This window comes from Rhizobium sp. BK377 (assembly GCF_014193935.1).
In the GTDB taxonomy this organism is placed as follows: domain Bacteria; phylum Pseudomonadota; class Alphaproteobacteria; order Rhizobiales; family Rhizobiaceae; genus Rhizobium.
Genome location: NZ_JACIAC010000004.1, coordinates 30,397 through 55,804, shown reverse-complemented (window position 1 = coordinate 55,804; position 25,408 = coordinate 30,397). Strand labels below are relative to the sequence as shown.

The 25,408-nt window shown below is 61.6% G+C and carries 20 protein-coding genes; 10 read left to right on the top strand and 10 right to left on the bottom strand.

Translation table 11 applies throughout. From position 1 onward, the window contains the following. Positions 1-65: 65 nt before the first annotated feature. Entirely contained in the window at positions 66-371 is a 306-nt protein-coding gene (locus FHT92_RS17445) for a hypothetical protein (protein WP_183827607.1), read from the bottom strand. Between the two features lie 346 nt (positions 372-717). On the opposite strand from FHT92_RS17445, the gene FHT92_RS17440 reads away from it, so the two are divergent. After that, positions 718-1,635 (top strand): sterol desaturase family protein, encoded by a 918-nt coding sequence (locus tag FHT92_RS17440; RefSeq protein WP_183828479.1) that lies wholly within the window; start codon positions 718-720, stop codon positions 1,633-1,635. A gap of 76 nt (positions 1,636-1,711) precedes the next feature. Continuing rightward, positions 1,712-2,776, top strand: coding sequence for a substrate-binding domain-containing protein (locus FHT92_RS17435; protein ID WP_183827604.1), 1,065 nt, complete (start codon positions 1,712-1,714; stop codon positions 2,774-2,776). On the opposite strand, the gene FHT92_RS17430 is transcribed toward FHT92_RS17435, so the two are convergent. From FHT92_RS17430 to FHT92_RS17405, 6 genes are all read right to left on the bottom strand, one after another. Further along, positions 2,773-4,038: an ABC transporter substrate-binding protein gene (locus tag FHT92_RS17430; RefSeq protein ID WP_183827601.1), complete on the bottom strand. Its 1,266-nt coding sequence runs from the start codon at positions 4,036-4,038 to the stop codon at positions 2,773-2,775. The two genes, FHT92_RS17435 and FHT92_RS17430, sit on opposite strands and share 4 nt — an antisense overlap. Before the next feature lie 25 nt (positions 4,039-4,063). Continuing rightward, positions 4,064-4,903 (bottom strand): carbohydrate ABC transporter permease, encoded by an 840-nt coding sequence (locus FHT92_RS17425; RefSeq protein WP_183827599.1) that lies wholly within the window; start codon positions 4,901-4,903, stop codon positions 4,064-4,066. After that, positions 4,900-5,826 (bottom strand): carbohydrate ABC transporter permease, encoded by a 927-nt coding sequence (locus FHT92_RS17420; RefSeq protein WP_183827596.1) that lies wholly within the window; start codon positions 5,824-5,826, stop codon positions 4,900-4,902. Before FHT92_RS17420 ends, FHT92_RS17425 begins: the two co-directional genes overlap by 4 nt. After that, complete coding sequence (locus FHT92_RS17415) at positions 5,819-6,982, bottom strand: ABC transporter ATP-binding protein (protein ID WP_183827593.1); 1,164 nt, start codon at positions 6,980-6,982, stop codon at positions 5,819-5,821. Before FHT92_RS17415 ends, FHT92_RS17420 begins: the two co-directional genes overlap by 8 nt. Next, positions 6,979-7,815 (bottom strand): metallophosphoesterase, encoded by an 837-nt coding sequence (locus tag FHT92_RS17410; protein ID WP_183827590.1) that lies wholly within the window; start codon positions 7,813-7,815, stop codon positions 6,979-6,981. The genes FHT92_RS17415 and FHT92_RS17410 overlap by 4 nt, the downstream gene beginning before the upstream one ends. A 238-nt stretch (positions 7,816-8,053) precedes the next feature. Beyond that, entirely contained in the window at positions 8,054-9,106 is a 1,053-nt protein-coding gene (locus tag FHT92_RS17405) for a LysR family transcriptional regulator (RefSeq protein WP_312858773.1), read from the bottom strand. Positions 9,107-9,251: 145 nt separating this feature from the next. Between FHT92_RS17405 and FHT92_RS17400 the strand changes: the two genes are divergently transcribed. From FHT92_RS17400 to fhuB, 3 genes are read left to right on the top strand one after another with little or no spacing between them, the layout of a single operon-like run. After that, complete coding sequence (locus FHT92_RS17400; protein WP_183827587.1) at positions 9,252-11,381, top strand: TonB-dependent siderophore receptor; 2,130 nt, start codon at positions 9,252-9,254, stop codon at positions 11,379-11,381. Further along, positions 11,375-12,301: an iron-siderophore ABC transporter substrate-binding protein gene (locus FHT92_RS17395; RefSeq protein WP_183827584.1), complete on the top strand. Its 927-nt coding sequence runs from the start codon at positions 11,375-11,377 to the stop codon at positions 12,299-12,301. The genes FHT92_RS17400 and FHT92_RS17395 overlap by 7 nt, the downstream gene beginning before the upstream one ends. Beyond that, entirely contained in the window at positions 12,301-14,259 is a 1,959-nt protein-coding gene (fhuB, locus tag FHT92_RS17390) for a Fe(3+)-hydroxamate ABC transporter permease FhuB (RefSeq protein ID WP_183827581.1), read from the top strand. The genes FHT92_RS17395 and fhuB overlap by 1 nt, the downstream gene beginning before the upstream one ends. Positions 14,260-14,272: 13 nt before the next feature. On the opposite strand, the gene FHT92_RS17385 is transcribed toward fhuB, so the two are convergent. After that, positions 14,273-16,510, bottom strand: coding sequence for an EAL domain-containing protein (locus FHT92_RS17385; protein WP_312858772.1), 2,238 nt, complete (start codon positions 16,508-16,510; stop codon positions 14,273-14,275). Positions 16,511-16,759: 249 nt separating this feature from the next. On the opposite strand from FHT92_RS17385, the gene FHT92_RS17380 reads away from it, so the two are divergent. Continuing rightward, complete coding sequence (locus FHT92_RS17380; RefSeq protein ID WP_183827574.1) at positions 16,760-17,566, top strand: transporter substrate-binding domain-containing protein; 807 nt, start codon at positions 16,760-16,762, stop codon at positions 17,564-17,566. A 39-nt stretch (positions 17,567-17,605) separates the two neighbouring features. Here FHT92_RS17380 and FHT92_RS17375 read toward each other — a convergent pair whose 3' ends face one another. Further along, positions 17,606-18,646 (bottom strand): AraC family transcriptional regulator, encoded by a 1,041-nt coding sequence (locus tag FHT92_RS17375; protein WP_183827571.1) that lies wholly within the window; start codon positions 18,644-18,646, stop codon positions 17,606-17,608. A gap of 118 nt (positions 18,647-18,764) precedes the next feature. Between FHT92_RS17375 and FHT92_RS17370 the strand changes: the two genes are divergently transcribed. The 3 genes from FHT92_RS17370 to FHT92_RS17360 all read left to right on the top strand — a co-directional run bounded on the left by FHT92_RS17370 (position 18,765) and on the right by FHT92_RS17360 (position 22,435). Next, positions 18,765-20,204: an APC family permease gene (locus FHT92_RS17370; protein WP_183827568.1), complete on the top strand. Its 1,440-nt coding sequence runs from the start codon at positions 18,765-18,767 to the stop codon at positions 20,202-20,204. After that, the gene (locus FHT92_RS17365) at positions 20,201-20,368 is read left to right on the top strand and encodes a hypothetical protein (RefSeq protein ID WP_183827566.1); all 168 of its coding nucleotides are present in this window, start codon (positions 20,201-20,203) and stop codon (positions 20,366-20,368) included. The genes FHT92_RS17370 and FHT92_RS17365 overlap by 4 nt, the downstream gene beginning before the upstream one ends. 69 nt (positions 20,369-20,437) lie before the next feature. Continuing rightward, positions 20,438-22,435, top strand: coding sequence for a primary-amine oxidase (locus tag FHT92_RS17360; protein ID WP_183827564.1), 1,998 nt, complete (start codon positions 20,438-20,440; stop codon positions 22,433-22,435). A gap of 62 nt (positions 22,436-22,497) precedes the next feature. Here FHT92_RS17360 and FHT92_RS17355 read toward each other — a convergent pair whose 3' ends face one another. Further along, complete coding sequence (locus FHT92_RS17355; protein ID WP_183828476.1) at positions 22,498-24,039, bottom strand: cation:proton antiporter; 1,542 nt, start codon at positions 24,037-24,039, stop codon at positions 22,498-22,500. A 104-nt stretch (positions 24,040-24,143) separates the two neighbouring features. On the opposite strand from FHT92_RS17355, the gene FHT92_RS17350 reads away from it, so the two are divergent. Then, positions 24,144-25,367, top strand: a complete 1,224-nt coding sequence (locus tag FHT92_RS17350) for an NAD(P)/FAD-dependent oxidoreductase (protein WP_183828473.1) — start codon at positions 24,144-24,146, stop codon at positions 25,365-25,367. The last annotated feature ends 41 nt before the right edge of the window (positions 25,368-25,408 follow it).

Below are 25,408 nucleotides of genomic sequence, written 5' to 3'. Positions count from 1 at the left end.
CACTTCCTCGACTGTATTTTGCTCCCTGCTGCGTATCGAATCGCCGCAGCAGGGGCCACGAGTTCTCAGATGCCTGATCCGTCAAGCTGTTGGGCGTCGTCGCCTTCCCAGGGAGCGGGCATCGAAGTGCGAGCGAGATTGGCTGACGGCATCGGCATCCAGCACTTCAATTCCGGCTCGGCATATTCGATGATGTGTCCGGGCGAGGAATCAGAGGCGCGCCAGCCTTCTGAAGCGTACTGGTCGCCATTCGACCAGTACGCGAGATCGACTTCTGCCGGCCCTTGTTCGGACGCGCGGATCGTGACCAGAATCCGACTACCGTCTTTCGGCGCGCTCGCCATGTTGCGCCAGCCGTCTTGCTCGTCCATCGTTTTCCTCCTGCCTTGCCGTCAGGTTGCAACTGTCGCCTCACCATCGAAAGCGGTCAACTCAAACTTTGCAGAACCGTCCTCTGCCGGGGTTGTCGCGCCCACGTGCAGAAAATCGACAGCGCCACGCAATGCCGCTGGCAATCCTCCGTCCACAGCTTGACCACATCGTTCCGCGAGGCAGGTGACGCAAGCGATTGCCGATCGTCCTGATCGATGGCATGACTGGCGCAAATGCCGGGCCGACGGCGTTCCGGATCGATCCATGCAGCGACAGCCGCGGACGATCCGGGCAGGAATTGGGCGATTGGCTCGAAACCGGAGCTCTTGAGGGAACATGACATCGATGTCGAAAGCCGCCGCAGCCGTAAAAGGTGCTCTTGCCTATCTGTCCTGGCCTCTGGTGTTTTTCTCCGGCCTGACGGGCGCTTATTTCGCTTTCGCCAATGAACAGCCGTTGGTCGCTTTTTCGGCCGTCTATGCGGCCGCGGTTATCCTGCTCTTCCTCCTCGAGCGCATCATTCCCTACGAGCAGCGCTGGCTCGAGGCGGATGGCGAGACGGCCAACGATATCGCCCACACGGTTCTGACCAAGGGGCTGGTACAGTTGGCGGCACTTTCGGCAGCGATCTTTCCGATGCTTGCCGCCGGACTACTGCAGCCGCTTGCCGCCATGCAGTTCGGTCTCTGGCCGTCATCCTGGCCGATGATCCTCCAGGCAACGCTTGCCGTCATCATCGCCGAGTTCGGCCTCTACTGGGCGCACCGCATCGCCCATGAACGGCTGTTCTTCTGGCGCTTCCATGCCCTGCATCACAGCGTCACCCGCCTCTGGGTCATCAATACCGGCCGTTTCCACGTCATCGATTCCCTGTTCAAGATCGCGTTGAGCCAGATCCCGCTCTACCTGCTCGGTGCTCCGCTGCAGGTCTTCTGGTGGCTTGGTGCGGTCACCGCCTTCATCGGCATCCTGACGCACTGCAACGTCGACATGCGGACGGGCCTTTTCGACCTCGTCTTCTCGACGCCCCGGCTTCACCGATGGCACCATTCGAAGGATCTGCGCGAGGGCAATACGAATTACGGCGAGAATGTCGTGCTGTTCGACCAGCTGTTCGGCACCTATTTCAATCCCGACCGCCCCTCCTCGACCGACATCGGCATCAAGGGCCAGATCGCTCCCGGCTTCGTCCGCCAACTGACGCAGCCCTTCACCAAGGATGGTGTGCGCCAGATCCTTGGTCTTAAACCCAACCGGGGTTGAGACCCGGCCCGTCATCATTTCATGACAATCCGCCCGTAAGAGCCTGCAAACCTCGACGGGAACGGACAGGATGGCGATGACGACGTTGAAACAGGTTGCGCTTAGGGCAGGATGTTCGATGGCGACGGCAAGCCGCGTGCTGAACCTCAGCGGCCCGGTCAGTCAGGCGGCAGCGCTTCGCGTGCGCCGCGCTGCAGCCGATGTCGGCTATCGCGCAGCCGCCCCCTCTGCCCGCAATGGCCGCCGGCCTGTTATCGGCGTGCTGGTGCCGAGTGTGACCAATCCGGTGTTCGCTTCGTCCCTCTCAGGCATCCAGAACCGCATGCTGGTCGCCGGCCACAGCGTTCTCATCGCGCAGTCGAACTACGATCCTGACCAGGAAGCCAATGCGGTGGCAGGGCTTCTCGGTGAGCGGCCGACCGGGCTGATCCTGACGGTCTGCAATGGTGAGACAAGCCCGGCACTGGCGCAGGACCTGCCGCCGACCGTGCTGCTCGGCAGCTCTCCGACGGCCCGATATCCGGCAGCCGTGACCGTCAACAATTATGCGGCCGGTTGCCGGCTGACCGAGCATCTCTTGTCCATGGGCCACCGGCGCATCCTCTATGTATCGGGTAGCTTCAGGGCTTCGGACCGCGCGCTTTTGCGTTACCGCGGCTATCTGCAGACGATGGAGGCAGCGGGCGTACCCCCGTTCGAGGCCGTAGAGGTCCCGTTCGTCAACGGCTATGACCAGATGGATCTCGGCCAGGCCTTGCGGACATTTTCCCCGACCGCCATTATCGGCTCCAATGACCTGATTGCGCTTGGCGTCATCGGTGCGATCAATCGCGAAGGCTTGCGTATGCCGGACGATATCTCCGTTGCCGGCTTTGACGGTATCGCGATCGGCAAGCTCATCAACCCGACGCTGACCTCGATCGAAATGCCCGATCTCAGCATGGGCGCGACGGCGGCATCGCTGCTGCTCGATATCGTCGAAAACGATGCGCCGCTGCGGCATCTGGAACTGTCGCATACCCTCCGCCTCGGTGGCACGGTGCGCAACCTCCTGAATGAGGAAACCGCCACACCTATTGGACGCGGCGGTTCCGATCGAAACCGCGGGCCGCTTGAGCCCGCGTATCATTCCAGGAATTAGCTGCGCGGCAGCATGCTCTCGACGTCGGCGGCTGCGTCGTCGAGCGCTTCCTTCGGCTCGGCCGAGCCATCGACAATGCGCGACAGGTTGTCGACGATCGTCTGGGTGACTTTGACGCCGTTGGTGCCGGGGAAGGCATACCATGGGATCATGCGCGGCATCTGGCTGAGACCGGCCTGGAAGAGCGGGTTCTTCTTGTAGAAGTCGCCGAGATATTCGGCAGACTTGGCGGCAAGTTCGTTGTTTGGAACATAACCGGTGCCGGGAACGACGACGGAAGCGCCATAGGGGCCGGCGGCGAACTTGGCGAACTTCCAGGCAGCGTCCTGCTTGGCCGGATCCTTGGCGAGGATGACGACGGCGTTGCCGCCGGTCGGCAGGTGACCCTTCTCCGGATCGATGAGCGGGATCTGGGCGGTGCGCAGGTCGAACTTGGCGCCGACATTCTTGATCGTGTTGACGAGCGCGCCTGTTGTCTGGAATTCGAAGCCGACCTTGCCGGCTGCAAAGGCCTGTTCGCCCGCTGCCTTGGTGAAAACAGGCATGCCGCCTTCCTTGACGAAGCGGCTGATCAGGTCGACAGCCTTCTGGCCCTCGGGACCGTTGAAGGTGACCTTCTGCTCGTCGTCGCTCAGCATCTTGCCGCCGGCGCCGAAGAGGAGGGCCGAAAACATCCAGTCGTCACCCTGCCAGCGGAAGTCCATGCCATCGACGCCGTTGCCGAGCGCCTTGATCTTGCCGGCGAGCGCGATCACTTCGTCCCAGGTCTTCGGCGGGCTGTCGGGATTGCCGCCGGCCGCCTTCACGAGATCGGCATTGTAATACATGATCGGGTTGGAGGTGGCGAAGGCGAGGCCGACCTGCTTGCCCTTGACCTGGGCGAGCTTCAGGATCGTGTCCGAGAAGCCCTGCTCGGCCATGTTGCCTTCCTTCTGGACCAGCGGCGTCATGTCGACGGCGACATTGCGCTCGTTCAGCATGCGCAGGCGGTTGAGGCCGATGAAGGTGACGTCGGGCATTTCAGACGTGCCGGCTTGGCGCAGGATCAGCTGGATGCCGTCTTCATAGGTTGCCGAGGGAGCGGCGAACTGGATCTTGATATCGGGGTTTTCTTCCATGAACTTCTTCGAGATCGTGTCCATCACGTCCTTGAAGAAACCCGGCATCGGGTAGTGGATCGTCAGCGTCGTTTCAGCGTGGGCCGGCAGGGCTGCCGCCACGGACAGAGCCGCTGCTGCGAGGAACTGGGTGAAATGCTTCATCGCTCGTTCTCCTGGGTTCAGCCGGTCAGCCTTTGAGACCGGTCATGGTGATACCCTCGACGAAGCGTTTTTGCGCGAGCAGGAAAGCCGCAACGAGGGGGATGGTGATGATGATCGTGGCCGCCATCAGCGCGCCGTAATCGTCGCCGGCTTCCGCGGCGCGGAAGTTCATCAGGCCGAGCGGCGGCGTGGCGTAGCCGGGCTTCGAGATGACGATCAGCGGCCAGAAGAGGTCGTTCCAATGGGCGACGACCGAAAAGATCGCGAAGGCCGTCACCGCCGGCCAGGCATTCGGCACGATGACGCGCGAGACGATGCCGAGTTCGGACATGCCGTCAAGACGAGCGGCATGGATCAGGTCATCCGGCATGGCGCGGAAGAACTGCAGGAACAGGAAGATCGCAAAGACCGAGATGGTGAAGGGGGCCACCAGCGCCGTATAGCCGTTGAGCAGCGACAGGCTGTCGAAGGCGACGTAGAGCGGCAGGGCCGTTGCATGGATCGGTACCAGAAGGCCGAGCAGCACCAGCACCATCATCAGGCGCGCGGCACGGAATTTCAGCTTCGCCATGGCATAGGCGCAGGGGATGGCGACCAGTACCTGGAAGACGAAGATCAGCGCGCAAACCACGAAGCCGTTCCACAGCAGCGTGCCCATCGCCACCTTGTCGAGCGCCTTGGTAAAATTCTGCTCGTAAAAGAAATGTGTCGGGATCAGCGAGAGTGCTGCCGTGAAGATATCGTCCTGCGATTTGCCGGCCGCCGAGATCATGAAGATGTAGGGCGCGAGGAAGACGATCGCGCCGAGGATCAAAAGAGCCAGGCGGATCAGCCGGCCGAGGGTGAAACGGGAGCGCGTCTTCATGAATAGTGCACCCGCCGGTCGAGGAAGCAGTATTGCAGGAACATCATGACGACGAGAATGGCGAGGAAGACGACCGTCATCGCCGAGGCGTAGCCGACCTTCATGTAGACGAAGCCCTCCTGGTAGATGGTGAAGAGCAGCACTTCGGAAGCGTGGTTGGGGCCGCCATCGGTCAACGTCTTCACCGTCTCGAAAGTCTTGACCGCATTGATGACGCTGATCGTGGTGACGAAGAGCGCCGTCGGCCCGAGCATCGGCCAGGTGACGAGCATGAAACGGTCGAGCGGGAACTTGGCGCTGTCGATCTCGGCGGCGGCATAAAGCTCGCGCGGGATCGCCGTCAGGCCGGCGAGGAAGAGGACCATGTTGAAGCCGACCGTCTGCCAGACGCCGATGATCGAGAGGCTGTAGAGCGCGGTTGCCGAGGAGCCGAGCCAGTTCGGCTTCGGCAGGCCGACTACGTCGAGCAATGCATTGAGCGGGCCGATGGTGGGGTGGAAGAGATATTGCCAGACGGTCGCCATGGCGACGATGAGCGAGACGACGGGCAGGAAAGAGGCGGTGCGGAAGAAGCTCTTTCCCCAGCCCTCGCTCTCGATCAGCATGGCGACGCCGAGGCCGAGCAGGATCGAAACGGGAGCGACGATCGCGGTATAGATCGTCGTGTTCCACAGCGACTTGCGAAAGGTGCGGTCGGTGAAGAGCTCGGCGTAGTTTTCGAAGCCGACGAAGCGGAACTTGCCGGCGCCAAGCTCGAAATCGGTGAAGCCGAGGACGAGCACGGCGATGATCGGCAGGAGCACGAACAGCACGATCAGGATGATCGCCGGCGCAGCCAGCAGCCATGCGGTCTGGGCCTCGAGCCGTTCATGCTTTACGGCCGATGCGACCGGGCGGATGTCGCCGGCAGCGATACTAGCCATGAGCCTTCTCCCTGGCGGCATCGGCGGGAAGGGCCGATGTGCGTAGCCGGCGGCCATCGGCGGCAAAGACCATCGCCTTGTCGGGCGGAAAGGAGAGGGCGATCGCCATGCCGGCAGAAACGCCGGCCGCATCGGCAGGTGCAACCTTGACAAGCACCGTCTCGCCGATCGCGTTGAGGCGGCAGAACAGGATCACCTCTGACCCGAGGAATTCCAGGCGCTCGATGCGGGCGGAAAGCGAGGTCTGACCGTCGGCGGCAAGCCGGACGAATTCCGGCCGGATGCCGATCGTCACGTCAGGACCTGAAAGATCCGGTTCTGCGAGCGCCATTCTGATATCGCCGAAGGCGACTGTTCCGTGCTCGGCGCGCGCCGGCAGGAGATTGATGCGCGGCTGGCCGACGAAGCGGGCGACTTCGATATGGGCGGGATCGTCATAGATGACCTGGGGTGCCGCCAGCTGCAGTAGCTCGCCGCCGATCATCACGGCGACCCGGTCGGCCATCGAGAGCGCCTCGGCCTGGTCGTGGGTGACATAGACGGTCGGCACGCCGGCGCGGCGATGCAGTTCCACGATCTCGCCGCGCGCATGGACGCGCAGATTGGCGTCGAGGTTGGACAGCGGCTCGTCCATGAGGAAGACGCTCGGATGGCGCACCATGGCGCGGGCGAGCGCCACGCGCTGCCGCTGGCCGCCGGACATCTGGCCAGGCTTGCGTTCCAAAAGATGATCGATCTTCAGAGCCTTGGCTGTCTCCTGCACGTCCTTGGAAATGCCGGAGCGAATGGCGCGGTAGCCGGGTATGACCGGGCCGAGGAAGGGCAGGCGCTGAGCGCGGCTTAAGCGGCGCATGGCAAGCGGCACGGCGATGTTCTGGCCGGCCGTCAGGTGCGGGTAGAGAGCGTAGGATTGGAAGACCATGGCGATGTTACGGTCGGCCGCCGCCACGTCGGACATTTCCCGCCCGCCGATGACGATCTCGCCGCTATCGGCATGGTCGAGACCGGCAAGGATACGCAGAAGCGTGCTCTTGCCGCAGCCCGAGGGGCCGACGAGTGCGATGAATTCGCCGGGCTCGACGTCGAGGCTGATGTTTTTCAGGATGGCATTGTCGCCATAGGATTTCCTGATGGCCGAAAGGGAAAGCGCGCTCATTGCGCCGGCTCCTTCTGCACCTTGTGGGCCTCGCGCGGATAGACTTCGGCGACGACATCGTCGAGCACATACGCCCTCATGCCGGGGACAGCGACAATCTCGCTCGTGACATCATCGCCGAGATCGTGAAGCACCGCTCCAACAAGCTTCTCGCCCGGCATCTCGCGCTCCATCGTGCCGATGATGAAGGAGGCCGCTGGACCCCAGACCAGCGACGTATCGTTGAACCGGCCCTTCCAGGCCCAGTGCAGATGGCCGCTTGCATAAAGGGCCACATCATGGGCGGCGATGAGGTCGTAAAGCCTCTGGCGGTGTGCAGGGCGGATGCTCCAGTAGCCGGTGTCGCCCTCATCAGCTGTGTCGACGAAGAGCGGCTTATGGGCAAACATTGCCACGCGCCGTCCGGCGCGTGTTGCAAGCGCTCTTTCCAGCCATTCGAACTGCGTTTCCTGCTCGTCGTTTTCCATGCCCATCAACAGGCTGTCGAGGCCGATCAGGCGCCAGTTGCCGGCATCCTCGAGCCAGTAATCGGGGCCCACAAGGCTGCGCCAGCGGGCAAGTCTTGTCGCATCGACCGGCTGCAGCGAACCCGGCAAATGGCCGACATCATGATTGCCGGGAACGATCAGCATCGGGATCTTCACCTGCCGCATCAGTTCCATGCAGAAGGTCAGATCTTCGTCCTTGTCGGCGCCATCGACGGCGAGGTCGCCTGTATGGATGACGAGATCGGCGCCGCTGGCGTTGATCCAGTCCACAAGCGGCTGCCAGTTTCCGTTGAAATGCGGTATCGACGGGCTGAAATGCGTGTCGGTGATCTGGACGATTTTCATGCCGGCGCTCTCCGATAGCCCGCGGCACCTTTCTGGCGGCAGGCAAATGCTCTTGCCGCCTCTTTAGAGCCCGCCAATGTCAGGCGGGTTACAAGCGTTTCCACCCTTGTTCCAATTGTGTCGTGCAATTGTCATGGAAGCCGATCGCGTGGCCATGCCCTGCATCCGGGCGGCTGCGAAAGGTCGGTCGATTGCATGAGAAGAAGAAGTTGGCCGTGGCCAATTCCTCTTGGCTGCGTCACAGATCGACTTTGCGTCCTTCCTCGTGCAGTCTCGACAGATCAAGTTCGGACCCGACAAGCGGCGAACGGCGCAATGCAGACAGGGTCGTGTCCGATGGTTCGCCAGGCACCGGCGCTTTGACTATCTCGCCCGACGCCGGCCGGCTGATTTTTTTCCGGTGCTGGACAATGAAAGCCTTTGTGGCAGGCGAACCCTCGCCCTTGCGATAGGCGATCGCCACATCAGACGTCGCCGTTACGTCGCGAAGTGGCCGGTAATGGATATCGGGCAGTTCCACTCGGCTCATCGATTGCGGTACCAGCGCGATGCCGGTGCCGATGCCGACGAGGGCGGCGATCTCGGTGAAGTCGTGTGCGATAGCCCTGACGGAAGGTTCGAAGCCGGCCTCCCGACAGGCCTGCAGCGTGTTGCGGTGAAAGCCGATTTCCGGCGGTTGCCGCGGTGTGATGAACGTGTCCCTCGCCAATCGTGCAAGCGTATCGATAGGTCCGTCGGCGAACTCATGCTCGGCGGGAACCATGGCGACCAGCGGTTCGCGCAGCACGATCTGCACGGAAACACCTGGTGGAATCGGCGCAGGCGCGCGGATATAGCCAAAATCGAGCAGACCGTCGGCGATGCGCTGTAGCTGCTGGCGCAGTTCCATCTCCTGCAATTCGACCTCGACATAGGGATAATCGCGCTTGAAATCCCTGATAGAACCGACGACGGCACCGGAATAGGCGGCCGATGCCACATAACCGATCGAAATGCGCCCGCTTTCGCCGCGTGCCGAGCGGTTCATGGCAGCGACCGTCGCCTCGGTCTGGGCCAGGACTTTTCGGGCTTCTTGAAACAGGGTCTCGCCCGAATGCGTGAGCTGCACGCCGCGGCGGCTTCGGTCGAGCAGCAGTGTGCCGACAATCTTTTCGAGGCTTCTGATCTGCTGGCTGAGACCCGGCTGGGCGATGCCGAGCCTGACGGCGGCACGTTCGAAATTCCGCTCCTCGACCAGGGTCACGAAGTATCGCAGGTGCCGGAGTTCGAAGCCGGGATTGGTCTGCGCCAATCTTTCTCTCCTTGAAAGAATTCAAATCTATGACATCAGATGAGTTTTATAATCTACGCTAATGGAGAATTCGAGCCCCGCTTATTGGACGTTCGAAAATAACTTGATTACATAAATCCAGTTTTAAGCCATATGACGAATCCCGATGACTGTTTTTCTTCGCGCTCGCAAATGCGCTTCGACCACGGCGCTCGCAAGCGCCCTTCTGACGCCGCTCTTGCCGGCGCTCGCACAGGAGGCCAGTCCGACGACGCTCGCCCCGATCGTCATCAGCGGTTCCAAGGACGAGGACCCGACGGAGCCGGTAAAGGGTTTTGTCGCCAGGACGAGTGCGACCGCCACCAAGACCGGTACGCCGCTCATCGAAACCCAGCAATCGATCTCTGTCTTAACGGCCGATCAGCTGAAGTCGCAGAATGCCGAGACCGTCGGCCAGGCGCTTGATTACGTACCGGGCGTCGTCGGCGAGCCCTATGGCGCCGACCCGCGCTTCGATTCGCCGCGCATCCGCGGTTTCGACAGCCGCCAGGCGCAGTTCCTCAACGGGTTGCGCATGATGCGCACGGCGGGTGCCCCAGCCGTCGACCCCTACCAGCTCGAACGTATCGAAGTGCTGCGTGGTCCGGCTTCTGTCATGTATGGCCAGGGCAATCCCGGCGGCATGATCAATCTCATCAGCAAACGGCCGATTTTCGAACGTTTCCGCGAAATCGGGGTACAGGCCGGCAGCTACGACACCTATGGCACCTATTTCGATTTTGGCGATATCATTCCCGGTAATTCCGATTTCGCCTATCGACTGACGGGACTGGCAAGGACGGCATCTGCACAGGTCGATGAACTCGACAACGACCGCTATTTCATCGCCCCGGCGCTGACCTGGCAGCCTGATGAAGACACCAAGCTGACGATCCTGACGAGCATTCAGCACGATAATCCGAGCACGCCGTCCAGCCTGCCGCCGCAACTCACGCTCAACGCATCGGACGCCAATCGCCTGTCACGGGACTTCTTCGTCGGCGACAAAAGCTTCGACAAATCGGACCGGACGCTGACCAATCTCGGTTATGAGCTGGAACATCGCCTGAACGATACCTGGACCTTTCGCCAGAACTTCCGCTACCAGAATTTCGACTGGAACTATCAGGCGCTTGGCATGTCGACGCAGGGGCTTACCGGAGGTCGGACGATCAACCGCAATGCCACCTTCCAGGACGAGCTGCTCAACACCTTCAACGTCGACAACAACCTGCTTGCGGAATTCGATACCGGGGACGTCCAGCACAAGATGCTGTTTGGCTTGGACTACCGCTATTACGACAACAATGTCGGCACGCAGTTCTGGCGCGCCACCCCGCTCGATGCCTTCGGCCCGGTCTATGGCTCCGTCAAGCTGATCGCCCCGACGCTCAGCACCCATGTCGATTCCACTCTGACGCAGGTTGGTCTCTATGTGCAGGACGAACTCGCCTATGAGAATTGGCGCGCAACGGCAGCCCTTCGCCAGGACTGGGCAAGCACCGCGGGAACCTCGACGAACCGGCTGACGGGTGTGTCGCGCTCACTCGACAAGGATGACCAGAAGCTGACGGGCCGCGCCGGCCTCAGCTATGTCTTCGACAATGGCATCGCGCCTTACATCAGCTATGCCACCTCCTTCGAGCCGGTACCGGTGCCTGCGACCGGTGGTCCTCTGCAGCCGACGACGGGCGAGCAGGTGGAAGTCGGCATCAAATACCAACCGCAGGGCTGGAACGGCTATTTCACCGTCGCTGCTTACGACCTGAAACAGAAGAATGTACTGACGACGATAGGCGGGGTGCCCGTACAGATCGGCGAAGTCGACGTAAAGGGCATAGAACTGGAAGCTGTCACGAGCCTCACCGACGGGCTCGACCTGCGTGCCGCCTACACCTACATGCAGGCCGAAATCGTCGGTGGTGTCGATGATGGCAAACGCCCGGACAATGTGCCTGAGCATGCCGCCAGCCTCTGGCTCGACTACACCTTCCCCGAGGATACGGCGCTCGAAGGCTTCGGTCTCGGCGGCGGAATACGCTATGTCGGCCAGCGCTACGGCGATACCAAGAACACGCTCGATCTTGACGCCGTGACCCTCTTCGATGCAGCAGTGCATTACAAGAAGGACAATATGACCGTCTCGCTGAACGTCAAGAACCTTGCCGACAGGGATTATGTTGCAAGCTGCAGCGCCTTCGGCTGCACCTATGGCGATGGCAGAACGGTGATGGGCAAGCTGACCTTTCAATGGTGAGAGACATTCGAACCGGAAACCGATGGAACCCCCATCCGATCGGCCGTCGGCAGGTGCTGGCCTTGCTGGCGGCTTTCGCTATTCCCGGCAAAGCCTTTGCGCAAACGCCCCAATTGCTGCCAAAGCGCATCGCGGCAATCGACTGGGCCATGCTGGAAACGCTGGTGGCTCTCGGTGTCATGCCAGTGGCTGCGACCGAGCTCGTGCAGTTCCGCAAGGATGCGGTCGAGCCGGTGCTGGACGAGAGCGTCGCCGATCTCGGCCTGCGCGGATCGCCGAACCTCGAACTCCTGCGTCTCTTGCGCCCGGACCTCATCCTGATTTCGCCCTTCTACGTCAGGTTCGAAGCGAGCTTTCGGGCGATCGCCCCCACCCTGTCGCTGCCCTTCTACAACAGGGGCGAGCCGCCCTATCAGAAGGCGATCGATGCCGTCTCGGCGCTCGCAAAGGAGCTTGACCTCGAAGCGCGCGGACGCGAAGTCGTGGCTGGGCAGGCAGCCCTTGTGGAGGAGGCACGCCTCAGCCTGCAGAGATTTGCCGGGCGCCCGACCTATCTCGTCAATATCGGCGATGCGCGGCATGTCCGCGTCTTCGGCGCCGACAGCATGTTCGGCGATATCCTGTCCCGGCTTGGCCTGCCGAATGCCTGGACGGACCGCTCCCGCTACACCTTCGCAGCGCCGGTGCCGATCGAAAACCTCGCCGCCGAGCCTGAGGCGCGCATCGTCATCATCTCCGATATCCCTGTTGAAGCCCGCAGCGGCTTGAAGAACAGCATGATCTGGCAATCGCTGCGGCCGGTGCGGGACGGGCGTGTGCTGATGCTTGGCAATATCAATCCCTATGGTGGCATCGCGGCTGCCGCCCGTTTCACGCGGCTTTTCAAGGCGGCGATGCTGTCGTCAGGAGAAAGGCCGTGATGAGAGCCGCACCCGCCGCCGCATTTCTCGCCTTTGCCGCCGCCGTCATCCTCTTTCTGCGGGCGGCTCTCATCCATCTGCCTTTTGCAGACTGGCCGTCCTTGCCCTTCGACGCTGCACAGATGACGACGCAGCAGATCATTTTCGCCTATGCCATCCTGCCGCGCGGGGCGGTCGCGATTCTGGCGGGCGCAGCTCTCGGGCTTGCAGGCGCCCTGTTGCAGAGGCTGCTTCGCAACCCGATTGCCGATCCCTCCACGCTTGGGGTTTCCTCCGGCGCGCAGCTTGCGATCGTCGCAGCCACGTTGTTCTTTCCCGAGGTGCTAGATGGCTACCGCGCCTTCGTCGCGCTGGCCGGGGCCGCCGTGGCGATGGCTCTCGTCTTCCTGCTCGGTTGGCGGCGTGCCTTCGAGCCCATCACCATGGCCGTTTCCGGCCTGCTGGTCGGCATTACCTGCAGCGCGCTGTCGGCGGCGATGACGCTCTCGCAGGGCGAATATCTGATGTCGCTGGTGACCTGGAATGGCGGCTCACTCAGCCAGCAGGACTGGTCGACAGCGGTAACGCTCGGCCTGGAGCTGCTGCTCGGCCTTGCCGTCACCCTTCTGCTCCTGCGTCCGCTGACCCTGCTCGGGCTCGGCGACAGCAGCGCACGCTCGCTCGGCGTGGCACTCGCCGGCACGCGCATCGCCGTTGCAAGCCTTGCCGTGGCGCTCAGTGCCGGTGTAGCGGCTGCCGTCGGCCTCGTCAGCTTCGTCGGTCTTGCCGCTCCGGCGATGGTCCGCCTACTCGGCATCCGCACGACGCGCAGCATCCTGCTTTTGTCGCCTGTCGCCGGCGGGCTATTGCTCTGGCTGTGCGATGGCGTCGTCCAGCTCGTCGCCTCTTCGGCCGGCGAAACCTTTCCGACGGGGTCGGTGACGGCGCTGATTGGTGGCCCGCTCTTGCTCTGGCTGTTGCCGCAGGTGCGCGCCGTCGAGCCGCCGCAGGCGCCCGATAGCGTTTTCGTTTCCCGCGCGCCGCTGTCGCGGCTTGTCCTCATTCTCTGCCTGCTGCCGCCGCTTACCTGGGCGGCCCTCTGCGTTGCCCGCCTGCCTGACGGATGGACGCTGCTGAGCGGCGATCTCTTCTGGGAACTCTTTCCCGCCCGCTGGCCGCGGTTGGTGGCATCGGCTGCTGCCGGCGGCCTGCTCGCAATGGCAGGCGCCATGCTGCAGCGCCTGACCGGCAATCCGATGGCAAGTCCCGAGGTGCTGGGCGTCAGCGGCGGTGCCGGCGTCGGTTATGCCGTTGCCCTCAGCGTCTCTGCGGATGCCGGCGCGCCCGCGCTCTTCCTCGGCGCCGGCGGCGGTGCCGTTTTTGTGCTCATCATCGTCGCCCTGTTTGCTACCCGCCGGCATTTGCCGCCCGAACGCCTGTTGCTAGCAGGCATTTCCGTCAGCGCTTTCAGCTCGGCGATCCTGAGCGCGCTTCTTGCCGTCGGCGACCAGCGCGCCTGGCAGATCCTTGCCTGGCTCGGTGGCTCGGCGGCGGCGGCAACCCCTGGAACGGCCGTGTTTCTTGCCGGCCTCGCCATCGTCATCCTCGCAATCGGCCTGATCTTCACGCGCTGGCTGGTGATTCTGCCGCTCGGCGCGCCGACTGCGATGGCACTTGGCCTGCCCTTGATCGGTGCTCGCACGATGATGGTGCTGATGGCGGGCATCGCCACGGCGGCTGCCTCGCTCCTCGTCGGTCCCTTGAGCTTTATCGGTCTGATGGCGCCGCATATCGCTCACCGTGCGGGCTTCGAAAAGCCAGGCAGCCGGCTTCTCGCATCGGCTGTCATCGGCTCGGTGCTGATGGTGATCGCCGATCTCGGCGCCCGTACCGCGACCTTCCCTTATGAGTTGCCGCTTGGGCTCTTCGCCGCCTTCGCTGGCGCGCCCTATCTCGTCTGGACGATCGGCAGGCGGTAGTAGCGCCAGACCGTCAGCGTATGGCCTGACTTGCCGCTTCCGTCGCGTGCATCGACGCCAAGAAGTCGGAGAGGGGCATCGGACGGGAGAACAGGAAACCCTGCAAATCGTTGCAGCCGGCCGCGACGAGAAAGTCTCTTTGCCCCTCTGTCTCGACGCCTTCCGCCGTCGTCGCTTTCCCGAGCGTACGGCTCAAGCCCAGGATCGCCGACACGATAGCGGCGCCTTCGGCCTGTGTTCCGAGCAGCCGTACGAAGGACCGGTCGATCTTGATCCGGTCGATGTTGAACTGGATGAGGTGACTGAGTGAGGAAAAGCCGGTGCCGAAATCGTCGAGCGCGATCCGGATCCCTCGGGCTCGAAGCCTGCCGAGCGTGTCTTGCGCGGTCTCGTCGATATTAAAGAGCGCGGCTTCGGTCAGTTCCAGCTCGAGGCGCGATGGCGGCAGGCCGGTTTGCGCCAGGATCGACAGCACGTGCCGGTCGAAGTCGCGATGGCGGATTTGCGAGGGCGAGACGTTGACGGCAACCGACATGTCGGCCGGCCAGGTTGCGGCAGCCTTTGCCGCATTTCGCAGCACCCACTGGCCGAGCTGGTCGATCATCCCAGCCTCCTCAGCGATCGGAATGAACTTGTCAGGCGACAACAAGCCGTGGGTGGGATGGCGCCACCGCAAGAGAGCTTCCGCACCCGAGAGCCTGCCATGCGCGTCGCCGCGATGCACGCCCTGAAAGAAGACCTCCAGATGGCCCGGATCACCTGAAGATGCACTCTTCTCGCGGCCGGGGAGATGCGTAGGACCCTCCAGCACCAGGCGAAGATCGTTCTTGAGGTTTTCCCGTGCCTCGACCCGGTGATCGAGCAAGGGGTCATATTCGATCAGGCGGCCGCGCCCGTTGGTCTTGGCTTCATAAAGGGCGACGTCTGCGCGCCGCAAAATCTCGCTGGTTGCCTCAGCCGCGTCGTCAAAGGGAGCAATTCCGATCGAGCATCCGATGCGGACGACGACGTCACCGCCGCGAAGCTGGAACGGCTTGCTCAGCGCCTCGATAATGGCGTTGCAGAGGAGGATGTGGCTATCGTTGCCTTCCCTGGCATCGGGAAGAAGCAGGGCGAATTCGTCGCCGCCAAGCCTTGCAAGCGTGTCGCGTGATTCGATCAGGGCATTCATCCTGTCGACGGCGCAGCGCAGCAGCTCGTCACCGGCGGCATGCCCATGGATGTCGTTCACGTCCTTGAATTTGTCGAGGTCGACGAGCGCAAGGACGGAACGCTTGCCGGGAGATTTCATGGCCGCGAGGCATTGCTCGAAACGGGCTGCAAACAGTGCCCGGTTCGGCAGGCCCGTCAAAACATCATGCAGGGAGAGATGCCTTGCATGATGCTCGCTGGCGCTGAGTTCTCTGAGGCTCCCGCGCAAACGGCCCATCAAGGCGAAGAAGAGGCCTGCGATGACAAGGCCAGCCACGGAGAGCACGGGAACAAGCCGGCCGATGACACGTGAGCCGGGCAGATCCGGCCTCCAGATAATGAAGCCGATCGGTTCGCCTGTCGCCGTCGCCTCGATTTGGAAGGCAACTTCATTCTGCTCCTGATCCGCGGTTCGGGCATAGCGAGCGCCGGCCAAACCCTGTTCGCGGCTCAGCGTATCGAGTGTGACGCCGTCCAAGAAGCGGAACGCCACGAGGTATAGCCTGTTGCCGCCATTGCCGTCCTGCGGATCGGCTTTCGAAGAACCCGTGACCGAGACGACGCCGGCCACCGAAGGGCGGCCCTCAAGTCGCATCAGCTCCACCCGGCTGGGTTCCGGATCCGAACTCGGGCCCTGCGGCGCTCCGTGCTGCTTTGCTTCCAGATCCTGGATCATCGGCTGCAGCAGTGGCCGCACCCATTTGAAGCGGCGTTTTGTTTCCGGATCGGACTGCAGCGCAAGCTCGCCTGCCGGGGTGACGAGGAATGCCGCGTTGTAGCCGAATACCGTTGTCGCAATCTTCCCGAAGGTCGCAGCCGACGTCGCGCCCATGCGTTCGCTCTTGCCGCTCGCCGCTGCTGAATCCGCAAGCAGCAGCGAGGCATAACCTGCCCCCATTAGCTGGATGTCCTGTGACACGCGCCGTACCTGATCGAGGAGGCGGCTGTTGACCAGCTGCCGCTGTCGATCGAGGGCGGCTGCGTCGCTTTCCTTGCCGGCCCAGATAGCTGCCAGAAACACCAGCCCAAGAATTGCCAGGCCGCTGATCGCAAGCAGCACCAGTATCGACCCGGACGACGTCCTGGCCGATCTATGATTCACTATTCTTAAAGACGGAACAGCAGGCACGCAGTCTTCTCCCCGAGCGCCCTGATACTGACCTGGATTGTTTACAAAAAGCTTTTCAAGCAGCATCAAATTTAATGCCCCAAAATGATGAGCTTTTTAATCGTTTTGTGATTTGCTGTTCATCGCGCAACGCTTGCCGATGCAAGGTTGGCAGTCGAACTCTACCTCAAGGTGATTGATATGTTGCGATTTGGATCTGTTTTTCGTTCGAAGTTCTTCGCATTTGCTTGCGCGGCCGTTGTTGCAGCCGGAATTGTCGAGCCTGCTGTTGTCCGGGCTGGCGAAAACGACAGCATCCGCATAGCCGTCGAGGGCGCATTTCCTCCGTTCAACTATGTCGATTCCAATAATCAGCTTCAGGGGTTCGACGTGGATATAGCCAACGCCCTTTGCGAGGCGGCGAAATTGAAGTGCGAATTCGTCATCCAGGAATGGACGGCGATGATTCCGAACCTGCTGGACAACAAGTATGACGCAATCATCTCGTCGATGTCGATGAGCGCCGAGCGGCGGCAAAAGGTTGCCTTCACCCAGAAATATTATGACAGCCCGACAGTCTTCATCGCGCGCAAGAACGACGAGATTGCCGGTACGTCACCCGATGATCTGAAGAAACTGCGCCTCGGCGTGACGGCAGCGACCTCCCAGGAGTCCTACGCCAAGAAATTCTACAGCGGTGTAGCGACGACCGTGTTTCAAGCCTCTCCGGATCTTTACAAGGGCCTTGCCGACGGCAAGGTTGATATCATCCTGGAAGACAAGCTGGCGGTCTACGACTGGCTCGCAAACACCAAGGCGGGCAGCTGTTGCGAATTCAAGGGCGAGGATATCAAGAACACCGAATATTTCGGCGACGGAGCCGGGATCGCCGTGCGCCCGACCGATCAGCCGTTGCTGGACAAGCTCAATGCCGCGCTCGAGGAGATCCAGGCTAACGACACCTACGATACGATCAACGCGAAATATTTCCCGTTCAGTATCCGTTGAGAGCGCCGGGCAGAGTTGTCTCGATCGCTGCGGCTGGCCTTATGGATCCGCCGCAGCATCGTTTGCCGCCTCAGGCGTACATTCCCAGTGTTTGCGGGCGCGCCACAGCACCGTTTCGTCGGCATAGCCCAGGATTTGCGCAAGCTCTTTCAGTCTGACGCCATTCTGTTTCTGCAGCGCAAGGATGCTTTGGCGATATTCCCGCATCAGGCTCCGCAACGACGTCCCCTGCTCGGAAAGCCGCCGTTGCAAGGTTCGCGGCGAAAAACCGAGTTCCTGCGAAAGCCCGACGAGCGTGATGGGTTTGTGTCCCAGATAGATCCCGATCAATGATCGCACATGATCGACGGTCGAACCCGACTGCAATAGCTTGCCGCTCAGATCCGCGATATGGCGCTCGAGGACCGCCGCCAGGTCGGGCTGCTCCTGCCGGTAGACGCGGACTGCGTCTTGCCCCGAAACCACGATGCGATTGGCAGACTCGCCGAATTTCAACGGCGCTCGGAAAATCCGTTGCAAGGTCGCCGGATCGCGAGGTGCCCGATGTTCAAAATGGACTTCGACGGGTCTCCATCCGCGGGCGAAACAGGCGCGGACGAGCTGGCAGGATGCAGCCAGCGTGAACTCGCTGTCTTGCTGCCTCGGCCAGAGCCTCGGATCGTCGAGGCGGTAGCTCCAGACCAGATTGCCGTCTTCCTGAAAGACACCGGAATTGGTACCGCCCTGGACGGTATTCACATATTTCGCCAATCGTTCGAAACCGGCACGGATCGTGCTCGATATCGAAAACAGCACGCCGATCGGCCCGATATCGCTTGGCTTGAACAGGGTTCCAAGCAATGCCCCGATCGCCGAATCTCCGACGATCGATGCCGCATCTTCGAAGATTGCCACATATCGGTTCATCGGGATCATGGCGTAGGGATCGTCAAGCTGGCTGCGCAAAAGACCGTGAAGGGCAAGTAAAACGTCTGCCTTGCCGGATTTTCGGTCGATTTGTTCGATGAGCGGCAGCAGCACAGAGGCACGAATTGAAGCAAATGCTTGCACGGGCGTGCCGGTTTGCTGGGCAGATGACATGTTTTTGTTCCCCGCCGCCTGTGATGGCGCAAACTATCGATTCATTGGCATGAACTGCAATTTTGAGGCCAATCGGTCGCCGCTACCGTGTTGACGAAAATCAAAAACAGGGGTTCTCATGACAATGCACACCATTTTGGGAAATCCTCCCGACCGCCTCTCGAAAAACTCCGTCGGCCTTGCTCATATCGTCTTCTTCGTCGTGGCAGCGGCTGCGCCGCTCACCGCCGTTGTTGGCGCGACGCCCGCCGCTTTCGCCTTCGGCAACGGACCCGGCGTACCGGGTGCCTTCGTCCTGGCGGGTGTCCTCTATCTCATCTTCTCGGTCGGCTTCACGGCGATGAGCCGGCATGTCGGCGGAACGGGCGCCTTCTACACCTACATCACAAAGGGCATCGGTAAGCCGGCCGGTGTCGGCGGTGCGCTGATGGCGCTTCTGACCTATTCGTCGGTACAGATCGCCATCTACGGATTGTTCGGTGTCTTCATCAGCGGCTCCGTTGCATCGATCATGGCGCTTCCGTGGTGGGCCTGGTCCTTTGCCGCGCTTATCGCCGTCCACCTATGCGGCCAGCGAAACATTGCCTTTTCAGGCACGATCCTCGGCATCTGCATGCTGGCTGAAGTGGCAATCCTGCTGCTTCTCGATATCGGCATCGTGTTGACCGGCGGCGGGCCGGAAGGTTTCAGCCTCTCCTCCTTCAGTCCGGCCACCGTATTTTCGCCGGGTCTCGGCGTCGCGCTCGTCTTTGTGGTCGGCTCCTTCATCGGTTTCGAGGCCACTGCCATCTTCGGAGAAGAGGCGCAAAACCCGGAAAAAACCATCCCGCGCGCAACCTATGCCGCCGTCTTGCTGATCACCGTCTTCTACGCGCTGTCGACCTGGGCCATCGTCCAGTTCTATGGCCCTTCGAAGGTGCAGGCGACTGCCGGCAGCGGCTTGGAAAGCTTCTATTTCGTCGCTTCCGACGCGGTCCTCGGACAATGGTCGTCGCAGGTGATGAATGTCCTGCTGATCACCAGCCTCTTTGCCTGTATCCTGTCCTTCCACAACACGCTGAATCGGTACTTCTATGCGCTTGGACGCGAAGGGCTCGTCGTCAGGGCTCTGGGTAAGGTCCATCCGGTCCATGGTTCGCCCTACATCGCGGGTGCCATCCAAAGCGCCATAGCCGCCCTCGCGCTTATCGGCTTCATTGTAGCCGGCGCCGATCCCTATACGGTCGTCTTTTCGTGGATGTCGGCTCTCGCCGTCCTCGGGATCCTTTCTGTCCAGGCCCTCGTCTGCGTGGCCATCGTTCGCTTTTTTCGGGGACTGCCGCATCGCTACAGTCTGTGGACCACAACTGTGGCACCGGTCTTGGCGCTCGCCGGCATTCTCGGCGCGATCGTCCTCGTCATCATCAACCTGCCGCTCCTGTCGGGATCGGAAAGCGTGATCGTCAAATCCTTCCCGCTGCTTGTGGTGCTGACGGGCCTGATCGGGGCCGCTTTTGCGGTGCGGATCAGGATCGTGAAGCCTGAACTCTATGCCTCGCTTGGCAAGGCCTTCGAATGACGAGGCTTCAACCCTTGAGCCTCGTCGACCTGACGTCGCTGATCACCTTGATGGCGTTGACCATCGCCACAATCCTGATGGCGGCTGAAGCCCACGCATTTTGCTCTGTCTTCTGTATCCACCGCGATCGCACGCTCGAAACGGACATCTGCTCCGGCCTCTGACGGCTGAGCCCTGCAGTGCGCAACCGGAAGCGCACTGCCCATCAACCAAAAGCACGTGAAGGACTGACAATGGACGCCGTTGTAGAAACGCAAGCCTATCCGCTCGACCCGTTGAGCCTGACCGAGATCTCGGAAGCCGTTGCTATTTTGAAGGACGAAAAGCAACTGCCGCAATCGATCCGCTTTCCGATCATTCGGCTCGAGGAGCCGACCAAATCCGACATGGCCATATACCGCGAAGGAAAGCAGCTTCTCCGGCAAGCATTTGTCCTGTCGCTGGATTCGAGCTCCGGCGAGGTGCACGAATCGATCGTCGACCTGTCGAAAAAAACTGTAGTGGAGCATAACAGGTTGCCGTTTGAATCAGCGCCTTACGGGCAGCCGCCGGTCATGCTATGCGAGTTCGAGACCGTCGAGGCGACGGTCAAATCGGACGCCCGCTGGATTGCCGCCGTTAAGAAGCGCGGTATCACTGAAGAAGATATCCCGCTCGTCCAGATCGACCCGTTTTCCTCGGGTTTTTTCGGTCGGGAGTTCGAAAAGGGCGCCCGCATCGTTCGCGCCGTCTCCTATTGGCGCGAGGATATCCGCGACAATGGCTACGCCCATCCGATCGAAGGGGTGGTTGCCGTTGTCGACCTGATCAGCAAGCAGGTGGTCGATCTCGTCGATGACGAGACCGTCATCCAGGTTCCGAGGAAGAAGCGAAACTACGGACAGGAGTCCTTTCCCGATGTCCGCCAGGATGTAAAGCCGCTCAACATCGTGCAACCGCAGGGACCGAGCTTTTCGGTCGATGGCTGGACGGTTAAATGGCAGGACTGGTCGTTTCGCGTCGGCTTTACGCCGCGCGAAGGTCTCGTCCTGCATGAGCTCGGGATCAAAAATGGCGGCAAGCTTCGTCCGGTGATCTTCCGTGCCTCGGTGACGGAAATGGTCGTGCCCTATGCCGATCCGACCGCCAACCACTATTGGAAGAGTGCTTTCGACGCCGGAGAATACGGGCTGGGGCGGCTTGCCAACAGCCTTGAACTCGGCTGCGATTGCCTCGGCCAGATACATTATTTCGATATTCCCTCGGCCGATGATTTCGGCCGGCCGGTGATGATGAAGAACGCCGTTTGCATGCATGAAGAGGATTTTGGCATCCTCTGGAAGCACTACGAGTTCAGAAACGGTATCTTCGAGGTCCGGCGATCGCGCCGGCTGGTGATTTCCTTCTTCGCAACGGTCGGCAATTACGACTACGGCTTCTACTGGTATCTATACCAGGACGGCACCATCCAGCTCGAAGCAAAGCTTACGGGCATTATCCAGACCGCGGCTGTGGCGCCCGGCCAGAAATATGCTTGGGGTGGAATGGTCGACGCCAATCTCGGCGGTCCCACCCACCAGCATTTCTTCAATGCGCGCCTGCACATGGATATCGACGGCGGCGGAAATACCGTCAGCGAACACGAGTTCCAGCCACGCCCGTGGGGCGAGGACAATCCCTATGGCAATGTCTTCGATACGAAGACGAAAATCCTGAAACGAGAGCTCGACAGTCCCGCCGTCGCCAATGGCGAGACCGGCCGGTATTGGAAGGTCCAGAACCCCAACGAGCAGAATTCCGTGGGAAATGCGCCCGGCTACAAAATGGTGGTCATGCCAAGTCCCCTGATGCTCGCCCAGGAGGGGTCGACGGTTGCACAGCGTGGCGGCTTTGCCAAGAAGCACATCTGGGTAACGGCTTTCGACGCGAAGGAGAAATATGCGTCCGGCGACTATCCGAACGTGCATGCAGGTGGGGACGGCCTTCCGAAATATGTTGAGAACAACCGGAATATCGAAAATGCCGATATCGTACTCTGGCATTCATTCGGGCATACGCATGTCTGCAAGCCGGAGGATTTTCCGATCATGCCGGTGGAATATGCAGGCTTTACCCTGAAACCGAACGGTTTCTTCGACAGCAACATCGCCATGAACCTCCCCGCTGCCCGCAATGAGCATAGCCGTGACAATCACGGCTCGACTGCCTTAGATCAGGGGGACAAGGCCGGCGGTGGTTGCTGCGGACATTGACGGGGATCATCGCATGCAGCATTGGATGACTGCAAAGATTGTCCCTCAACTGCAGTCTGCCCCTAGCTTTCGGTGATGCGCCGGTCCTCGTCGGAGCCGACCGAGAGCTGCTTCCAGTCGAGATCTTCCTGCAGTTCGAGATATTGCGTCGCGCCGATCTTATCCTTGTCGCGCAATTCCTCGAGCCGTTGTCGCTGAGCGGTCACGGCGGCGATCGTCAGCTTGCGGCGTCGCGTGAGCGGCGACGTCTCGCCAGCTTCTGCCGGCCCAGTCCAGTGATCCCGGCAGATCGTCCGGATCGCCTCGGCCTCGGCGCCATCTTCCTTTTCCAGTCGCTTGAACGCCGCTTCCGCAAGCGAACGCCTTGCGGCTTCCAACTCATCACGAACCTGCGCGTGCCTGCCGAGTTTCAGGACATGGATCAGCGGGGCGAGTGTGGCTCCTTGGATAACGAGCGTTGCCAGCACCACGGCAAAGGCAGTCAGCACGACGAGGTCCCGTTCCGGAAAGTCGGCGGGCAGGGCAAAGGCGGTGGCGAGTGTCACGAGACCGCGCATGCCGGACCAGCCGACGAGAAAAGTCTCCCCATGCCTGAAAGGCGACAGCAGCTTGCCGCGGCGGTGGCGCGAAATGACGAAGGCATGCAGCAGGAAGGCCATTGCCAGACGTGCAAGGATGACGCCGACCACGACGATGGCGGCAAAGCCCAGCGACCGTTCGAGCGCGTCGGCCGACATGGATTGGAGGATGCTGCGCGCCTGCAGGCCCATGAGCAGGAAGGCAACGACGTTCAGCAGGAAGACGACTGTGGTCCACACGGCAAAGGAATGCACTCGCATGCGTGGGGAATCCTCGACGGTCGAAAGCTTGGCGATCGTCATGGCGCTTGCGACAGTCGCAAGCACCGCCGAGAGATGCAGATGCTCGGCGATCAGCCAGGTCGAAAAGGCATAGACGAACTGCAGAAGCGTGCCGCCGACCGTATTTTCGGTGATCGGCCGGAGCCGCGAAACGAAGAAGCCGAAGGCGATGCCGAAGAGAATACCGCCGGGTGCGGCAAAGCCGATCTGAAGCGCGGTCGCGCCATCCAGCCCGCCGCGTGCCTGCACGGTGAGCGCGGCCCCAAATAGCAACAGTGCCGTTGCGTCATTAAACAGGCTTTCACCCTTGAGCAGAGCGTCCACACGCCGATCCACCGGCAGGTTCGAAAGCACGGCGGTGGCCGCCGCCGCATCGGGTGGTGCAACGATTGCGCCGAGCGTAACGGCCACTGCGATCGGCAGGCCGACCGTCAGTATGCTGATCGACACCACCACGCCTGTCGTCACCAGAACGGCAATGACGGCGTAGAAGATCAGCGGCAGCAGCATGCGCCGCGCAGCACCGATCGGGAAGTCGTAGGCGGAATCGACGAGGACGGGGGCTATGAACAGAGCAAGCGCTGTTGGCGGATCGATTGGAATTGTCGGCGCACCCGGCAGCATCGCCACGCCGACGCCGGCGGCGGCCAGGATGCCGGGATAGGGCAGGTGCATGCGCCGGGTGATCTGCAGGAGCAGGATGGCGACGGCCAAAAGGGCAACAAGGGTTTCGAAGAAGGTCATGTCGGCATAGTAGCAGGCTTTCTGGCGCATTGAAGCGGGTGCGGCTCCCATGTAAAGCTTAAGCCTATCAAGGTGATGACGAAGCGCGGGGCGAAGCGGTGACGATCAACTACGATGTGGCTGTTATTGGTGCCGGCGCAGCAGGCATTGCTGCGGCACGAAGCCTCACCGATGCCGGACGCTCGGTCATCATCCTCGAAGCCAGCAACCGCGTCGGCGGTCGGGCCTGGACGGTCGACCTTTCCGGCATGTCGCTCGACATGGGCTGCGGCTGGTTGCATTCGGCCGAACGCAATCCCCTTGTCGCGATCGGCCGCGAGGCCGGTTTTACGATAGAACGCGGGCCAACGGCATGGCAGAACCAGTGGCGCGATCTTGGTTTTTCGCCCGAGGAGCGTGCAGCAGCTGCCTCCGCCTGGGAGGCCCTTGAAGAACGGCTGCGGGCCAATCCGCCGGCAAGCGACAGGGCATCGGACGCGCTGGAGCTCGACGGCGAATGGAACGCCTATTGTCAATCACTGAGCGGCTATCTGAACGGTGCCCCGCTGGAGAGGCTGTCGGCCGCCGATTTCCTTGCCTACGACAATGCCGCAACCGCTGCCAACTGGCGCGTTCTCGAAGGCTACGGAAGTCTGATCGGTGCAGCCGTTCCCGACGTAACCCTTCGCCTGTCGACGCCGGTGCGTCGCGTCGCGCTGACGGGTCAGGGCGTCAGGCTCGAAACCGATCGCGGCCCCGTCATGGCAGGTACGGCGATCGTGACGGTTTCGACCAATGTGCTTGCCCGTGGCACCATTGCCTTCGACCCCGAGGTTGACGATCACCTGCATGCAGCCGGCCAATTGCCGCTCGGCCTCGCCGACAAATTGTTCATCGGGCTTCACGGCAATCATGGCCTCGAAGCCGAAACCCACTTGCTCGGTGATCCTAGAAATGACGAGACCGGCAGCTATTACATTCGCCCGCTCGGCCGCCCGGTCATCGAAGGCTTCTTCGGCGGCAAGGGGGCTTTCGTCATCGAAAGCGCGGGTCTGCTCGAGGCCTTCACCTTCGCGCTCGACCAGCTGTCGTCGCTGCTGGGAAATGACATCCGCCGTCACCTGCGGCCCTTGGCGGCCTCCTCCTGGTGCCATGCCGATTGGGTGCGCGGCTCCTACAGCCACGCCCTTCCGGGCCATGCCGGCGCGCGATCGGTGCTGGCGCGCCCGTTCGGCGACCGGCTGTTCTTTGCTGGCGAGGCGACGCATCAATCCGACTTCTCAACCGCGCATGGGGCGTGGGAGAGCGGAATGAGGGCGGCGGGAGAGGTGATCGGGATGGCCGGCTAAGGACCGTTTGCGCGCAAGGCCATCGGCCTTGCGCCGCAAGT

Coding starts and splice junctions, on each gene's coding strand:
- FHT92_RS17425 (WP_183827599.1), bottom strand. CDS start 4,903: ATGAAGACGCGCTCCCGTTTCACCCTCGGCCGGCTGATCCGCCTGGCT.
- FHT92_RS17360 (WP_183827564.1), top strand. CDS start 20,438: ATGGACGCCGTTGTAGAAACGCAAGCCTATCCGCTCGACCCGTTGAGC.
- FHT92_RS17400 (WP_183827587.1), top strand. CDS start 9,252: ATGACTGTTTTTCTTCGCGCTCGCAAATGCGCTTCGACCACGGCGCTC.
- FHT92_RS17370 (WP_183827568.1), top strand. CDS start 18,765: ATGACAATGCACACCATTTTGGGAAATCCTCCCGACCGCCTCTCGAAA.
- FHT92_RS17420 (WP_183827596.1), bottom strand. CDS start 5,826: ATGGCTAGTATCGCTGCCGGCGACATCCGCCCGGTCGCATCGGCCGTA.
- FHT92_RS17415 (WP_183827593.1), bottom strand. CDS start 6,982: ATGAGCGCGCTTTCCCTTTCGGCCATCAGGAAATCCTATGGCGACAAT.
- FHT92_RS17430 (WP_183827601.1), bottom strand. CDS start 4,038: ATGAAGCATTTCACCCAGTTCCTCGCAGCAGCGGCTCTGTCCGTGGCG.
- FHT92_RS17365 (WP_183827566.1), top strand. CDS start 20,201: ATGACGAGGCTTCAACCCTTGAGCCTCGTCGACCTGACGTCGCTGATC.
- FHT92_RS17410 (WP_183827590.1), bottom strand. CDS start 7,815: ATGAAAATCGTCCAGATCACCGACACGCATTTCAGCCCGTCGATACCG.
- FHT92_RS17440 (WP_183828479.1), top strand. CDS start 718: ATGTCGAAAGCCGCCGCAGCCGTAAAAGGTGCTCTTGCCTATCTGTCC.
- FHT92_RS17375 (WP_183827571.1), bottom strand. CDS start 18,646: ATGTCATCTGCCCAGCAAACCGGCACGCCCGTGCAAGCATTTGCTTCA.
- FHT92_RS17355 (WP_183828476.1), bottom strand. CDS start 24,039: ATGACCTTCTTCGAAACCCTTGTTGCCCTTTTGGCCGTCGCCATCCTG.
- FHT92_RS17380 (WP_183827574.1), top strand. CDS start 16,760: ATGTTGCGATTTGGATCTGTTTTTCGTTCGAAGTTCTTCGCATTTGCT.
- FHT92_RS17395 (WP_183827584.1), top strand. CDS start 11,375: ATGGTGAGAGACATTCGAACCGGAAACCGATGGAACCCCCATCCGATC.
- FHT92_RS17435 (WP_183827604.1), top strand. CDS start 1,712: ATGACGACGTTGAAACAGGTTGCGCTTAGGGCAGGATGTTCGATGGCG.
- fhuB (WP_183827581.1), top strand. CDS start 12,301: ATGAGAGCCGCACCCGCCGCCGCATTTCTCGCCTTTGCCGCCGCCGTC.
- FHT92_RS17445 (WP_183827607.1), bottom strand. CDS start 371: ATGGACGAGCAAGACGGCTGGCGCAACATGGCGAGCGCGCCGAAAGAC.